This is a genomic window from Methylobacterium sp. NMS14P, assembly GCF_028583545.1.
Lineage (GTDB): Bacteria > Pseudomonadota > Alphaproteobacteria > Rhizobiales > Beijerinckiaceae > Methylobacterium.
On sequence record NZ_CP087106.1, the window covers coordinates 4343017 to 4356509 of the forward strand.

A 13493-nucleotide genomic window follows, 5' to 3' on the forward strand; every position below is an offset into this window, starting at 1 on the left:
AAGGTGCCGCTCAGGGCGTCCGCAGCGGCCCGCCGACCAGCCAGGCGGGGTCGAACCAGCGGTCGGCCTCGCCGTCGTAGGGCAGGCGCGTGATGTCCCAGTGCTGGATGTAACGCGCGTAGACGTTCCACACCGCGATCCCGCCGCCGACGAAGATCCGCCGCCCGGGATAGCGCTTGAGCACCGCTTCCGGATCCTCGTGGCTGCGGATCACGTCGATCGTGCGGTCCTTGAAGGCGAACTCGGGCACCGAGGCCACCGTCTTCGGCCCGGCGATCAGCACGTGGCCCATGGTGAGGGCGAAGAAGCGCGTCACGTCCTCCACGAAGAGCGGGTCGGTGTTGCCCTCCCAGGGCAGGTGGCCGTCGAGGCCGAGCTGGCCCCGCAGGCCGATCGCGCAGATGCAGCGGACGTCGATCATCGTGAAGAACTCGAACCAGAAGGGAGACTGCTCGGACGATCCAACCCGTCCTCCTCATCCTGAGGTGCGTGCGCGAAGCGGACGCCTCGAAGGAGGGCTCCAGGGATCACCGCGCCGGCTGGAGGGCTCCTTCGAGGCCCGCTCTCGCGGGCAGCTCAGGACGAGGGGACTGGATGGGACGACCCGATCCAACAACGCCCGACCCCGTCACTCGGGTGCGCGGAAACTCAGCACCCGGTCGGTGGGAAAATCGTAGAGCTTCCCGGTCTCGGCCCAGTCCGGCGCGGCGAGACGCACGAAATGGGGGGCGAGCTCCTCGGGTGTCCGGAGGGTCTCGGGGTCCTCCCCGGGCATGGCCGAGCGGCGCATGCCGGTCCGCAGGGGGCCCGGATTGAGCAGCATGGCCCGGATCGCCGTGCTCTCGTTCTCGGCCGCGTAGGTCCGCACCAGGGCCTCCAGCGCCGCCTTCGAGACCGAGTAGGGCCCCCAGTAGGGCCGGCACTTCGAGGCGGCCCCCGACGAGACGAAGATCGCGCGGCCCGCGTCCGACATGCGCAGCAGCGGGTCGAGGGAGCGGATCAGGCGCCAGTTCGCGGTGACGTTCACGTCCATCACCTGCCCCCAGATCTTCGGGGTGATGTGGCCGATCGGCATGAGGGCGCCGAGGATGCCGGCATTGGCGACCAGGATGTCGAGGCGCTTCCAGCGCTCGTTGATCGCCGCGCCGAGGCGGTCGATCGCGTCGTAGTCGGCGAGGTCGAACGGCACGAGGGTGGCGCTGGAGCCGGCGGCGCGGATCGCGTCGTCGAGCTCTTCCAGGGCGCCCACGGTCCGGGCCACCGCGATGACGTGCGCCCCCGCCCCGGCCAGCGCCAGGGCGGCGGCGCGCCCGATGCCGCGGGACGCGCCGGTGACGACCGCGACGCGGCCTTCCAGGATTCTCTGAGACTCAGCCATGGCGAGGACCTAGCGCATTTCCGCGCGCAGGGGATGCCCGATCGCGCGAAACGGCCGGATCCTGTCAGTCCGCCTCGGCCAGCATGGCGAAGCGCTTCGGGCCGGCGATGGACAGGTCGGTCAGGCCGGTCGGGTAGTCGCCCGTGAAGCAGTGGTCGGTGTATTGCGGGCAGGCCGCGTTCCGCGCCTCCTCGCCCATCGCCCGGTAGAGGCCGGGGATCGACAGGAAGGCCAGCGAATCGGCGCCGATATACTTGCGCATCGCCTCGAGATCGTGGGTCGCGGCGAGCAGCTTCTCCCGCTCGGGCGTGTCGATCCCGTAGAAGTCCGGGTAGGTGATCGGCGGCGAGGCGATCCGGAAATGCACCTCCGCGGCGCCGGCCTCGCGCATCATCCGGACGATCTTCACCGAGGTCGTGCCGCGCACGAGGCTGTCGTCCACGAGGACGATGCTCTTGCCCTCGATCGCCGCGCGGTTGGCCGAGTGCTTCATCCGCACGCCGAGCTCGCGCACCGACTGGGTCGGCTGGATGAAGGTCCGGCCGACGTAGTGGTTGCGGATGATCCCCATCTCGAACGGGATCCCGGTCTCCTGCGAGAAGCCGAGCGCCGCCGGCACGCCGGAATCCGGCACCGGCACGACGATGTCGGCGGGTGCCGCGGCCTCGCGGGCCAGCTCCCGGCCGATCGCCTTGCGCACCGCGTAGACGCTCTTGCCGTTCACCACCGAGTCCGGCCGGGCGAAGTAGATGTACTCGAAGATGCAGGGCCGCATCGGCACGGCGTCGGCGAAGCGGATCGACTCGATCCCCTCCTCGGAGATCACCACGATCTCGCCGTTCTCGATGTCGCGCACGAAGCGGGCGCCGATGATGTCGAGCGCGCAGGTCTCGGAGGCCAGCATGTAGCGGCCGTCGAGCTCGCCCAGCACCAGCGGGCGGATGCCCAGCGGGTCGCGGGCGCCGATCAGCTTCTTGTTGGTGAGCGCCACGATCGCGTAGGCGCCCTGGATCGCCTGCAGGGCGTCGATGAACCGCTCGATGATCCGCGGCTTCCGCGAGCGGGCCGCGAGGTGGAGGATCACCTCGGTGTCGGAGGTCGACTGCGTGATCGCGCCGTCACGCACGAGGTCGCGGCGGATCGACAGGGCGTTGGTCAGGTTGCCGTTGTGGGCGACCGCGAGGCCGCCGCTGGCGAGCTCGGCGAAGAGCGGCTGGACGTTGCGCAGGATCGTGCCGCCGGTGGTCGAGTAGCGCACGTGGCCGATGGCGGCGCGGCCCTTGAGGCGGGCGATGGTGTCGCCGTCCGAGAAGGAATCGCCCACGAGGCCGGGGCGGCGCTCGGAGTGGAACACCGAGCCGTCGAAGGAGACGATGCCGGCCGCCTCCTGGCCCCGGTGCTGCAGGGCGTGGAGGCCCAGCGCGACGATCGCCGAGGCGTCCGGATGACCGAAGATGCCGAAGACGCCGCACTCCTCGCGGAGCGTGTCGCCGTCGAGATCGAGATCGAAGGTGTCGGTGGTGGCGGCGGCGTGTGACATGGGGCTGTCGATCACTCACAGATCCCGGCGGCGACGGGCCGGCGCGCCGGTCGTCGCGGAAGCAATCCGTACACCACCGGAACCGCTATCTAGGCGTTCCGCGCGACGAGACCTACGGCGAATACCGCAGATCAGCGTCGCGTCGGGGTCGGCGCGGTCTCGGTCCGGCGCTGCGGCGCCGCGTCGGTCTCGGCCGGTGCGTCGGCGGAATCGCTCGGCGGCGCGCCGGTCTTCGGCTTCTTGAACTGCTTGAGGAAGCCTTCCGGATTCTCGGGCAGCTGCGCCACCAGGGCGTCGCCGGACTTCTCCAGCATCGGGCGCGTTCGGGCCTGGGCGGCCCAGTCCGGCACCTTGCCCTGCACCAGCCAGGACAGGAACACCCAGCCGATCACGCAGATCAGGAAGCCGCGGGCCGCGCCGAACAGGAAGCCGAGGGAGCGGTCGACCGCGCCGATCCGCGAGTCGAGCACGACGTCGGAGATCTTCACCGTGATGATCGACACGACGATCAGGGTGCCGAGGAAGATCGCCGCGATCGAGGCGACGAGCGCCACGGTGTCGCTGTTCACGTGCTGCTTCACGGTGGGCAGCAGCATGGGGTGGAGCGTCCACGCGACGGCGGCGGCCGCCACCCAGGCGACGATCGCCAGGACCTCGCGGGTCACACCACGCACGGCCGCGAGCAGCGCGGAGACCGCGACGATGCCGAGCACGGCGAGATCCAGGACGGTAAACGGCATCGTTGAGCTTTTTGGTACCCGCGGGGATGGCGCGTCGGCCGTGCGGCTCCCCCGGACCGCGGCGGATTTATACCAAGCCCGAACTCGGCCGTCACCCTGGCGCGCCCGCCTGATCGCGCGCCTGTGCCGTCCGTGCATCAGACCGTGCATCAGACGCGCCGATCACCGTGGCGCGAGCCGCCGCGCGGAATGCCCGGCTCCACCCGGGCACCGTCCCGGTGCTATGGGTCGCGCCCGGGGTCCGGTCTGTGCTTCCGGACTCCCGGTGGCGAATGGATGGAGGCGTTCCGCGTGTCCGAGGCCGGACCTGTGACGGAGATCGGCGCCCACGGCGCCCGGCTGACGATCGACCTCGGGGCGATCGCGGCCAACTGGCGAGTCCTGGCGGCCCGCGGCGCGGGCGCCGACTGCGCCGCCGTGGTGAAGGCCGACGCCTACGGCTGCGGCGTCGGCCGCGTCGGGCCGGCCCTGTGGGCCGCCGGCTGCCGGACCTTCTTCGTCGCGCACCTGTCCGAGGGCGTCGCCGCGCGCGCCGCCCTGCCGGACGCCGCGATCTACGTCCTGAACGGTCTGCCCCCGGGCGCCGCGGCGGCCTTCGCGGACCACGGGCTGCGCCCGGTGCTCGGCAGCGTCGAAGAGCTGTCGGACTGGGCCGCGTTCGCGGGGAACCGGCCGCCCGCGGCGCTCCACGTCGATACCGGCATGAACCGGCTCGGCCTGTCGGTGCCCGAGGCGCTGGACCTCGCCGGGGACGCGCGGATCGCGGCCGCCGGGATCGACCTGCTCCTCAGCCACTTCGTCAGCGCCGAGAAGCCGGAGGACCCGGTCAACGCCCGGCAGATCGCCGATTTCGCGCGGGTCCGGGCGGCCTATCCCGGGCTCCGGGCCTCGCTGGCGAACTCGTCGGGACTCTTCCTCGACGGGGCCCGGCACGACCTGCTGCGGCCGGGCTACGCCCTGTTCGGCGGCAACCCGACGCCGGGCGCCGCGAACCCGATGCGCCCGGTGGTGCGGCTGGAGGCAGCGATCGCGCAGGTGCGCGGCGTCGCGGCCGGCGCGACCGCGGGCTACAACGGCCGCTGGACCGCCGCCGCACCGAGCCGGCTGGCGACGCTCTCGCTCGGTTACGCCGACGGCTTCCCCCGGGCGATCAGCGGGCGCGGCCAGGCGCTGGTCGGCGGCGTCCCGTGCCCGATCCTGGGCCTCGTCTCCATGGACCTGATCATCCTCGACGTGACCGCGGCGCCCGCGGCCCGGCGCGGCGCGGAGGCGGTGCTGATCGGCGACAGCCTCGACATCGACGCGGTCGGCCGCGCCGCCGGCACGATCGGGTACGAGATCCTGACGGGGCTGGGTTCTCGTTATGTTCGAACTTATGTAGGCTGACGCGACTCCACCCTGACACGCCGGACGGCCGGCGCCCGGACTCGAATGGCCAAGATCCACCAGACCTTCGTCTGCCAGTCCTGCGGGGCGGTCTACAACCGCTGGCGCGGGCGCTGCGAGGCCTGCAACGGCTGGAACACGATCGTCGAGGAGGCGCCCTCGGCCCCCGGCCAGTCCGGCCCGGCCGCGACCCGGCCGTCACGCAACCGCGGCCGGGTCTTCCCCCTCGAGGGCCTGACCGGCGAGGCCAAGGAGGCGCCGCGCATCCCCTCGGGGATCGGCGAGCTCGACCGGGTGACCGGCGGCGGCTTCGTGCGCGGCTCGGTGATCCTGCTCGGCGGCGATCCCGGCATCGGCAAGTCGACCCTGCTGATGCAGGCCTCCGCCGCCATGGCGGGCACGGGCGAGCGGGTCGCCTACATCTCGGGCGAGGAGGCGGTCGGGCAGGTGCGCCTGCGGGCCGAGCGGCTGGGCCTGAGCGCCCGCCCGGTCCAGCTCGCCGCAGAGACCAACGTCGAGGACATCGTCGAGACCCTGAGCCAGGGGCGCCCGCCCGCGCTCGCCATCATCGACTCGATCCAGACCATGTGGACCGAGACGGTGGAATCGGCCCCTGGCACGGTCACGCAGGTGCGCTCCTCCGCGCAGGCGTTGATCCGCTTCGCCAAGACCACCGGCACGGCGGTGATCCTGGTCGGCCACGTCACCAAGGACGGGCAGATCGCCGGCCCCCGCGTGGTGGAGCACATGGTCGACGCGGTCGCCTCCTTCGAGGGCGACCAGGGCCACCATTTCCGCATCCTGCGCGCCGTGAAGAACCGGTTCGGGCCGACCGACGAGATCGGCGTGTTCGAGATGACCGACGCGGGCCTCAGCGAGGTGCCGAACCCGTCGGCCCTGTTCCTGGCGGGCCGCGACCATCAGGCGGCGGGCACCGCGGTCTTCGCCGGCATGGAGGGGACGCGGCCGCTGCTGGTGGAGATCCAGGCACTCGTCGCGCCCTCCTCGCTGGGCATGCCGCGGCGCGCCGTGGTCGGCTGGGACCCGAACCGGCTGTCGATGGTGCTCGCCGTGCTGGAGGCCCACGGCGGCATCCGGCTCGGCAGCCACGACGTCTACCTGAACGTGGCCGGCGGCCTGCGCATCACCGAGCCGGCGGCCGACCTCGCGGTCGCCGCCGCCCTGGTCTCGTCTCTGTCTGGCGCGGTGCTGCCGCCCGAGACGGTCTATTTCGGCGAGATCGGGCTCTCCGGCGCGATCCGGCCGGTGGCACAGGCGGGATCGCGGTTGAAGGAGGCCCAGAAACTCGGCTTCGCCAAGGCGCTGATCCCGCAGGGCCGCGGCGAGGGCGAGAAGGCGCTGGCGGTGGAGACGCTGCGCCACATCGCCGACCTGGTGGCGGGAATCAGCGCGGGCGCGCCCCGGCGGGGATCCGGCCAGCGCGGGCGGCAACAGGCCCGCTACGCCGACGAGGAGATGTGAGCGCTCCCGTCTTTGCGAGCGCGGCGAAGCAATCCAGGGATGCGCCACCTTTGGTCACGGCCCGCTGCCCTGGGTTGCTTCGCTCCGCTCGCAAAGACGGCGGGGCTAACCGCCCGTCACGCTCATGTGCCGCGGCACGGCGGCCGGGCGCTGGCGCTCGATGACGAAGTCGTGGCCCTTGGGCTTGCGGGTGATCGCCTCGACCACCGCCGCGGCCAGAACCGCGTCGTCCTGGGAGGCGCGCAGGACCGCGCGCAGGTCGGCCGAGTCCTCCTGGCCCAGGCACATGTAGAGCTGGCCGGTGCAGGTCAGGCGCACGCGATTGCAGCTCTCGCAGAAATTATGGGTCAGCGGTGTGATGAAGCCGAGCTTCCCGCCGGTCTCCTCGACGCGCACGTAGCGCGCCGGGCCGCCGGTGCGGTCGGGCAGCGGCGTGAGGGTGTAGCGGGTCTCCAGGCGCTGCCGGGCGACCGACAGGGGCAGGAACTGGTCGGTCCGGTCGGCCTCGATCTCGCCGAGCGGCATCACCTCGATCAGCGTCATGTCCATGCCGAGGCCGTGCGCCCAGGCGATCATGCTGGGGATCTCGTCGGCGTTGACGTCGCGGAGCGCCACCGCGTTGATCTTCACCTTCATCCCGGCGGCCCGCGCCGCCGCGATGCCGTCGAGCACCACCTTGAGGTCGCCGCGCCGGGTGATCTCCCGGAACTTGTCCGGGTCGAGGGTGTCGAGCGAGACGTTGATCCGGCGCACCCCGAGGCTCGCCAGCTCGTCGGCGTAGCGCGTGAGCTGCGTGCCGTTGGTCGTGAGCGTCAGCTCCTCCAGCGCCCCCGAATCGAGGTGGCGCGAGAGTCTCCGGAACAGGTGCATGATGTCCCGGCGCACCAGCGGCTCGCCGCCGGTGATCCGGAGCTTGCGCACGCCCCGGGCGATGAACACGCCGCAGAGCCGGTCCAGCTCCTCCAGGGTCAGCAGGTCGCGCTTGGGCAGGAACTCCATGTGCTCGGACATGCAGTAGGCGCAGCGCAGGTCGCAGCGATCCGTCACCGAGATGCGCAGGTACGAGATCGCCCGCTGGAACGGGTCGATCAGCGGCGCGGGCCCGGCGGGCGCGCCGAGAGCAAACGTCTGCGGCGTCAGGGAGCTGTCATCGAGCATCGTCCGGCATATGATGCCACCGGCGGTCGCGGGCAAGCAGGTCCCGCGACGCAGCCCCAGATTGCGTGAGGAGTGTGACCCGTGACCGAGGATCTGTGGCCGACCGAGATCCGCCTGTCGGCCGACCGGCGGGTGCTCAACGTCGCCTTCGAGGACGGCGCGCGCTACGCCCTGCCGGCCGAGTACCTGCGGGTGTCGAGCCCCTCGGCCGAGGTGCAGGGCCACTCGCCGCAGGAGCGCAAGGTGATCGGCGGCAAGCGCGCCGTGGCGATCCTGGCGGTGGAGCCGATCGGCAACTACGCGGTGAAGCTCGGCTTCGACGACATGCACGACACCGGCATCTACGGCTGGGGCTACCTCCACACCCTGGGCCGCGAGTACGAGACGCGCTGGAACACCTATCTCGGCGAGCTCGCCGAGCGCGGCCTGGACCGCGAGACCGCGCGCACCGCCCCGGTGAAGCAGGGCGGGGGCTGCGGGTCGGGCTCGTGCGGCTGCCACTGAGGGCAGCCGCTCTCGCTTACCCTGGCGCTAGCCCTGAGCATCGTCCTTGCGAGCGGAGCGAAGCGATCCAGGGCAGCACCCAGTCTTCCTGCCTCGCGCATCCCTGGGTCGCTTCGCTGCGCTCGCGATGACGGCGGGGCCGAGCGGAGTCGCGGAGAAGGCCGGCGGCTTGCATCGCGCACCCGTCAGCCCATCACCTTCGGAGCCGCCATGGCCTTCGCCTGCACCATTCCCGCCACGCCCACGATCCAGCAGGACGACGCCGCCGTGCGCATCACCCGCTGGGACTTCCCGCCCGGCGGCGTGACCGGCTGGCACGAGCACGGCTGGCCGTACTTCGTGGTGATGCTGGTGGACGGGATCCTGCGCGTCCACGACGGCGCGGTGGTCAGCGAGACGGCGCTCGCGGCCGGGCAATCCTACATGCGTCCCGCGGGCATCCGGCACGACGTGATGAACGGGTCCGAACACCCGATCGCGTTCATCGAGATCGAGGTGAAGCGTCCGGACGCCCTGGTCACGCTGCCGGCGGCCTGAACGCGGAAGGGCCGACCTCGCGGCCGGCCCTCCCCCGAACAGTCCCGAGGAAGATCAGCGCTGGACGATGACCTTCGTGCCGACCTTGGCGCGGGTGTACAGGTCCGTCACGTCGTCGTTGGTCATGCGGATGCAGCCCGACGAGACGGCCGTCCCGATGGTCTCCGGCTCGTTGGAGCCGTGGATGCGGTAGATCGAGCCGCCGAGATACATGGCGCGGGCGCCGAGCGGGTTCTCGAGACCGCCCTTCATGTAGCGCGGCAGGTCGGGCCGGCGCTTCAGCATGGTCGACGGCGGGCGCCAATCCGGCCACTCGCGCTTCATCGTGATGGTCTGCACGCCGCCCCAGGTGAAGCCCGGCCGGCCGACGCCGACGCCGTAGCGCAGGGCCTGGCCGCCGCCCATCACGTAGTACAGCCGCCGCTCGGCCGTGGAGACGACGATCGTGCCGGCGCCGTAGGGGCCGTTATACGCCACCGTCTCGCGCGGGATCGCCGACATCTGCGGGACCGCCGCGTCGGCGCTCAGCGGGTCGGCGGGGTTCAGGGCGGCGTTGGCCACCGGCACCGCGACGGTCTCGACGGCCTGCGGGCGGACGCGCACGGTGAGCGCGTCGTTCAGCGGCTGGCGGGTCAGCGGGTCGATCTCGTAGGCCAGTGCCGGCGCGGCGCAGGCGGCCGCGCCGAGAAGCCCGATCAGGGCGGGGAGAAAACGACGCATCAAAGCCTCTCGGGGCAGGCGCGGACTATGGCGGGAACGCGGCGAAGACCGCGGCACGATGCCGTGCCGATCCTCGCCAAGGGGTAAACGCTCGCGCCTCAAATCCAAGCCTGAAACCGCCCCGCCCGGGCGGTTCCGCCCGCCCGTGACTCGATGGCAACACTGTGGCAGCTTGGCCGTAAGGGCCGGGATGAACGGCGCCGGTCCCGGCGTCCGCGGCCCGCGCCCGCGCCGCCCCGGACGGGCGGCGCGGGGCCGCGTCAGGCCTCGTCGGCGGCGAGCCAGATGGCCGGCTCGCGCGGCGCCGGGCGGAGCGGGGCCGGCGCGGCGGGCAGGCCGCGCAGCTGGGCGAGCTCGGCGAGTTCCGGCGCCTGCGCGGTGTCGTCGGCGTTCAGGAACAGGCCCCGCGCCCGGGCGGCGCGGCCGAGATCGGCCCGGCTGGTCCAGACGCTCTGGGCCGGGCTCGTGAGGAGCGCCAGGGCCACGGGCGCCAGCCAGAGGGCGAGCCACGGGTTCCCGACGAGCACCAGGGCGAGCACCATCAGCGCGCCGACCACCACGGCGTCGGCCTGGAGCCGGAAGGCCTCCGCCCAGGACACCTGCCGGTCGTCCCGGTCCTGCGTGTCCCAGCGGACCACCCGGCCGAAGAAGGTCGAGACCACGGCGCCGGCGGTGAACAGGGTCAGGACCGGCCACAGGATCACCCACACCGCCTGTTCCAGGGCGGCGCTCGCGAGCAGGGCCCGCGCGCCGCCGAAGGCCGCCCGGCGCTCCGGCGAGGCGAGGACGTGGCCGAGACTCAGGAGCTTCGGCAGCGCCAGCACGGCGACGCTGAGGGCGGCGAGCGCGTGGGCGGCGGCGCCCTGACCGGTCAGCCCGTAGGCCAGGAGGCCGAGATCGCCGGTCCGGGCGGCCTGCCACGCGGCGAGGCCCAGGAACGCGATCCAGAGCGGCAGCATCCCGTAGGAGAGGATGCCGACGAGGAGGTGCCAGCGGCTCGCCGCGCGCAGGCCCGCCCAGGGCAGCACCCGCAGGTGCTGGAGGTTGCCCTGGCACCAGCGGCGCTCGCGGCCGAGCAGGTCGACGAGGTTGGTGGGCATCTCCTCCCAGGTGCCGCCCATCTCGGGCAGCAGCCGCACCTCCCAGCCGGCGCGCACCATCAGCGCGCCCTCGACGATGTCGTGGCACAGGATCTCGCCGCCGAGCGGCTCCCGGCCCGGCAGCTTCGGGAGCTGCGCGTTCTCCGCGAAGGCCTCGACCCGCAGGATGGCGTTGTGGCCCCAGTAGCTGCCCTCCGGGCCCTGCCAGGTCTCCAGGCAGCGCAGGGCCAGCGGCGCGTAGAGCCGGACGGCGAATTGCTGGATGCGGGCGAAGAGCGTGTCGCGGCCGGCCGCGTACGAGACGGTCTGGATCAGGCCGGTGCGCGGGCTCGCCTGCATCAGCCCGACGAGCCGGCCCATGGCCGCGCCGGTCATCAGGCTGTCGGCGTCCAGCACGATCATGAACGCGTACTCGCCGCCGTAGGTGCGGCAGAACTCGCCGATATTGCCGGCCTTGCGGCCGACATTCTCCGTCCGGCGCCGGTAGCGGATCCGCGGCAGCGCCGGGTCGGACGCCGCCCAGGCCTGGATGCGGGCGTACTCGTGCTCCTCGACGGCGGCGATCGCGCCGTCCCGGGTGTCGGAGAGGACGAAGATGTCGATGCCCCGCGCCTCGGCGCGGGCGAGCGACCGGGCCATCACCCGCAGGCGGGCGAAGACCGCGACCGCGTCCTCGGCGTGGATCGCCACCACGGCGGCGGTGCGTCCGGCCCCGTCCGGGCCGGCGCCCGCCTGCTCGGAGCGGCGCTCCAGCGCGGATCTCGCCCGGTCGCCCAGGAGGGTCGCGACGAACCCGTAGACGTACTGGCAGGCGACGAACGCCTGCCAGCCCATCACGAGGCCGAACAGCACCAGGACCGCCCAGGCCAGCGGGCTGACGCCCGCCGGGTAGGCGAGCGCGGCGAGCCACGCGAGGCCGCCGGCGGTGGCGAGGCTCGGGATGGCCAGGGCGAGGCGCCGGGGGCGCAGGGCGCCGCGCGGCGCGCCGGTCCAGACCTCGCGGCAGGATGCGCTCTCCGACGGATCCGGTATGGCGGGAGCCGCGTTCCGGTGCGACCGCTCGGCGGAGGAGGTGACGCGTGACGACATGGCGCGAGGAACTCGACCGTGGAAGGCTGCCGGCCGCCCGGCCGTCCGGGGCCGGGAACCGATGACCGTGGACACCGATGTGCGGGGTGAGGATACGGAGCCGACCCGGCAGCCAAGGCCGCCGGAAGCCGAACGGATCAATCCCCCCTCCCGGCGCCGCGTTCTTCGAACAGTCCTGGCCGCGGCTGCCGGCACGGTTCTACCTAGCGCGACTGATCTGAATGGGTCCAGAACGTGGGCCGGGCCGGCGCTTCCGCCGCAGGACGGCGCGATGACCTTCGAGACTCTCTCGGCCGAGGCGGCGCGCCGCGCCGCCGCGCCCTACGCCCCGCCCGCCGAGGACCTGCCGCCGGCGCTCGCCGCCCTCGACTACGACGGCTACCGGGCGATCACCTTCCGGCCGGACGCCGGCCTGCGGCTCGGCGCGCATTTCAGCGCCCAGCTGTTCCACCGCGGCTTCCTGCAGCGCCGGCGCGTGGCGCTCCACCTCCAGCCGCTCCGCGGGCCCGCGCGCCCGATCCCCTACGACACGCGGCTGTTCGACCTGGGCGCGCGGCTCGCCGGCCAGAGCTTCGCGCCGGATCTCGGCTTCGCGGGCTTCCGCCTGCACTACGCCTTCCCGGACATGCCGGCCTGGCGGCCGAAGGGCTTCCAGGAGGAGTTCCTCGTCTTCCTGGGCGCCTCCTATTTCCGCCTGCGCGCGGCCAACCAGGAGTACGGGCTCTCGGCCCGGGGGCTCGCCATCGGCACCGGCGCGCCGGAAGGCGAGGAATTTCCCGACTTCGTGGCCCACTGGATCTGCGAGCCGGAGCCGGAGGCGCGCACGCTCACGGTGCTCTCGCTGCTCGACAGCCCGAGCGTGGCCGGCGCCTACCGGTTCGCGATCGCGCCCGGCGATCCGGCCCGGATCGCCGTCACGGCGGCGCTCCACCCGCGCCGGGCGCTCCCGAAGCTCGGGCTGGCGCCGCTCACCAGCATGTTCCTGTACGGCCAGAACGGGCCCGGGGCGCGGGGCGCCAAGCCCTTCGACGATTTCCGGCCCCAGGTGCACGATTCCGACGGGCTTTGCGTCGCGGCCGGGAGCGACCCGGCACGGATCGACCGGATCTGGCGCCCCCTGGTCAACGGGCGCGCGCAGCCGCAGATCTCCGCCTTCGCGGCCCGGCCGCTCGCCGGCTTCGGGCTGCTGCAGCGGGAGCGGAGCTTCGCGGCCTACCTCGACGTGGAGGCGCGCCACGAGGCGCGGCCGGGCCTGTGGGTGGCGCCGGATTCCGCCGGGGGCGCCTTCGCGGACGGCGCCGTACAGCTCTTCGAGATCCCGTCGGGCGAGGAGTACATGGACAACATCGTGGCGGCCTTCGTGCCGGCGGCCCCGGCCCAGCCCGGCGCGCCGCTGCACGTCGCCTACGGCCTGACCACGGTGGGGGCCGAGCCCGTGCCGGCGATCCCGGAGGCCGCCCTCGCCCGGGTGACGTCGACGCGGCTCGGCTCGGCGGAGCGCCTGCGCCCGTCGAACCCGCCCGACCCGCGGCGGCGGCTCTGCGTGATCGACTTCGAGGGTCCGGGCCTGCCGAAGGGTCCCGACGAGGCGGTCGCCGCGGAGGTCTCGGCCAGCGCCGGCACGCTGCACGAGCCGGTGGCCAACTTCGTGCCGCAGACCGGCGGCTGGCGGATCTACGTCGAGTGGCGCCCGCCGGAGCCGGTGCCGCCGGGCGACGTCGTGCTGCGCGCCCGGCTGGTCCGCGGGACGATCCCCCTCAGCGAGACCTGGGACGCCGCCGTGTAGGCTCCGTCATCGCGAGCGGAGCGAAGCGACCCAGGGCAGCGCGACCTGGATGAACGTGGCGCCGCTGGATTGC

General features: G+C 72.9%; 12 protein-coding genes. 5 read left to right on the top strand and 7 right to left on the bottom strand.

What is annotated here, in order from left to right:
• Nucleotides 1–10 precede the first annotated feature (10 nt).
• From LOK46_RS20590 to LOK46_RS20605, 4 genes are all read right to left on the bottom strand, one after another.
• The gene (locus LOK46_RS20590; protein ID WP_273560287.1) at nucleotides 11–421 is read right to left on the bottom strand and encodes a dihydrofolate reductase; all 411 of its coding nucleotides are present in this window, start codon (nucleotides 419–421) and stop codon (nucleotides 11–13) included.
• Between the two features lie 207 nt (nucleotides 422–628).
• Nucleotides 629–1378, bottom strand: coding sequence for an SDR family NAD(P)-dependent oxidoreductase (locus tag LOK46_RS20595; protein WP_091927365.1), 750 nt, complete (start codon nucleotides 1376–1378; stop codon nucleotides 629–631).
• 64 nt (nucleotides 1379–1442) lie between these two features.
• Nucleotides 1443–2918: an amidophosphoribosyltransferase gene (purF, locus tag LOK46_RS20600; RefSeq protein WP_026605025.1), complete on the bottom strand. Its 1476-nt coding sequence runs from the start codon at nucleotides 2916–2918 to the stop codon at nucleotides 1443–1445.
• A gap of 131 nt (nucleotides 2919–3049) precedes the next feature.
• Nucleotides 3050–3658 (bottom strand): CvpA family protein, encoded by a 609-nt coding sequence (locus LOK46_RS20605; RefSeq protein WP_056523728.1) that lies wholly within the window; start codon nucleotides 3656–3658, stop codon nucleotides 3050–3052.
• 276 nt (nucleotides 3659–3934) lie between these two features.
• Between LOK46_RS20605 and alr the strand changes: the two genes are divergently transcribed.
• Both alr and radA read left to right on the top strand, forming a co-directional pair.
• Nucleotides 3935–5044, top strand: coding sequence for an alanine racemase (alr, locus tag LOK46_RS20610; protein ID WP_273560288.1), 1110 nt, complete (start codon nucleotides 3935–3937; stop codon nucleotides 5042–5044).
• 45 nt (nucleotides 5045–5089) lie between these two features.
• A complete protein-coding gene (gene radA, locus LOK46_RS20615) occupies nucleotides 5090–6526 on the top strand; it encodes a DNA repair protein RadA (RefSeq protein ID WP_273560289.1) in 1437 nt (478 codons plus the stop codon).
• A 105-nt stretch (nucleotides 6527–6631) separates the two neighbouring features.
• Here the strand turns inward: radA and moaA are convergent, their stop codons facing one another.
• The gene (moaA, locus tag LOK46_RS20620) at nucleotides 6632–7684 is read right to left on the bottom strand and encodes a GTP 3',8-cyclase MoaA (protein ID WP_273560290.1); all 1053 of its coding nucleotides are present in this window, start codon (nucleotides 7682–7684) and stop codon (nucleotides 6632–6634) included.
• An 81-nt stretch (nucleotides 7685–7765) separates the two neighbouring features.
• Here moaA and LOK46_RS20625 point away from each other — a divergent pair, with 81 nt between their 5' ends.
• Together LOK46_RS20625 and LOK46_RS20630 are read left to right on the top strand one after the other, a co-directional pair.
• On the top strand, nucleotides 7766–8188 hold the full coding sequence (locus LOK46_RS20625; RefSeq protein WP_273560291.1) for a DUF971 domain-containing protein: 423 nt from the start codon (nucleotides 7766–7768) through the stop codon (nucleotides 8186–8188).
• 210 nt (nucleotides 8189–8398) lie between these two features.
• Nucleotides 8399–8725, top strand: a complete 327-nt coding sequence (locus LOK46_RS20630) for a cupin domain-containing protein (protein ID WP_273560292.1) — start codon at nucleotides 8399–8401, stop codon at nucleotides 8723–8725.
• Nucleotides 8726–8779: 54 nt separating this feature from the next.
• Here the strand turns inward: LOK46_RS20630 and LOK46_RS20635 are convergent, their stop codons facing one another.
• Both LOK46_RS20635 and mdoH read right to left on the bottom strand, forming a co-directional pair.
• On the bottom strand, nucleotides 8780–9445 hold the full coding sequence (locus LOK46_RS20635; RefSeq protein ID WP_273560293.1) for a L,D-transpeptidase: 666 nt from the start codon (nucleotides 9443–9445) through the stop codon (nucleotides 8780–8782).
• A gap of 260 nt (nucleotides 9446–9705) precedes the next feature.
• A complete protein-coding gene (gene mdoH / locus LOK46_RS20640; RefSeq protein ID WP_273560294.1) occupies nucleotides 9706–11634 on the bottom strand; it encodes a glucans biosynthesis glucosyltransferase MdoH in 1929 nt (642 codons plus the stop codon).
• Nucleotides 11635–11905: 271 nt separating this feature from the next.
• On the opposite strand from mdoH, the gene LOK46_RS20645 reads away from it, so the two are divergent.
• Nucleotides 11906–13420, top strand: coding sequence for a glucan biosynthesis protein (locus tag LOK46_RS20645; protein ID WP_273560295.1), 1515 nt, complete (start codon nucleotides 11906–11908; stop codon nucleotides 13418–13420).
• Nucleotides 13421–13493 lie beyond the last annotated feature (73 nt).

What these genes read in the sequence shown, in the direction of transcription:
- LOK46_RS20635 (WP_273560293.1), bottom strand. Translation starts at nt 9,445, where the DNA reads ATGCGTCGTTTTCTCCCCGCCCTGATCGGGCTTCTCGGCGCGGCCGCC.
- alr (WP_273560288.1), top strand. Translation starts at nt 3,935, where the DNA reads ATGGAGGCGTTCCGCGTGTCCGAGGCCGGACCTGTGACGGAGATCGGC.
- LOK46_RS20605 (WP_056523728.1), bottom strand. Translation starts at nt 3,658, where the DNA reads ATGCCGTTTACCGTCCTGGATCTCGCCGTGCTCGGCATCGTCGCGGTC.
- LOK46_RS20595 (WP_091927365.1), bottom strand. Translation starts at nt 1,378, where the DNA reads ATGGCTGAGTCTCAGAGAATCCTGGAAGGCCGCGTCGCGGTCGTCACC.
- LOK46_RS20645 (WP_273560295.1), top strand. Translation starts at nt 11,906, where the DNA reads ATGACCTTCGAGACTCTCTCGGCCGAGGCGGCGCGCCGCGCCGCCGCG.
- purF (WP_026605025.1), bottom strand. Translation starts at nt 2,918, where the DNA reads ATGTCACACGCCGCCGCCACCACCGACACCTTCGATCTCGATCTCGAC.
- moaA (WP_273560290.1), bottom strand. Translation starts at nt 7,684, where the DNA reads ATGCTCGATGACAGCTCCCTGACGCCGCAGACGTTTGCTCTCGGCGCG.
- radA (WP_273560289.1), top strand. Translation starts at nt 5,090, where the DNA reads ATGGCCAAGATCCACCAGACCTTCGTCTGCCAGTCCTGCGGGGCGGTC.
- mdoH (WP_273560294.1), bottom strand. Translation starts at nt 11,634, where the DNA reads ATGTCGTCACGCGTCACCTCCTCCGCCGAGCGGTCGCACCGGAACGCG.
- LOK46_RS20590 (WP_273560287.1), bottom strand. Translation starts at nt 421, where the DNA reads ATGATCGACGTCCGCTGCATCTGCGCGATCGGCCTGCGGGGCCAGCTC.
- LOK46_RS20630 (WP_273560292.1), top strand. Translation starts at nt 8,399, where the DNA reads ATGGCCTTCGCCTGCACCATTCCCGCCACGCCCACGATCCAGCAGGAC.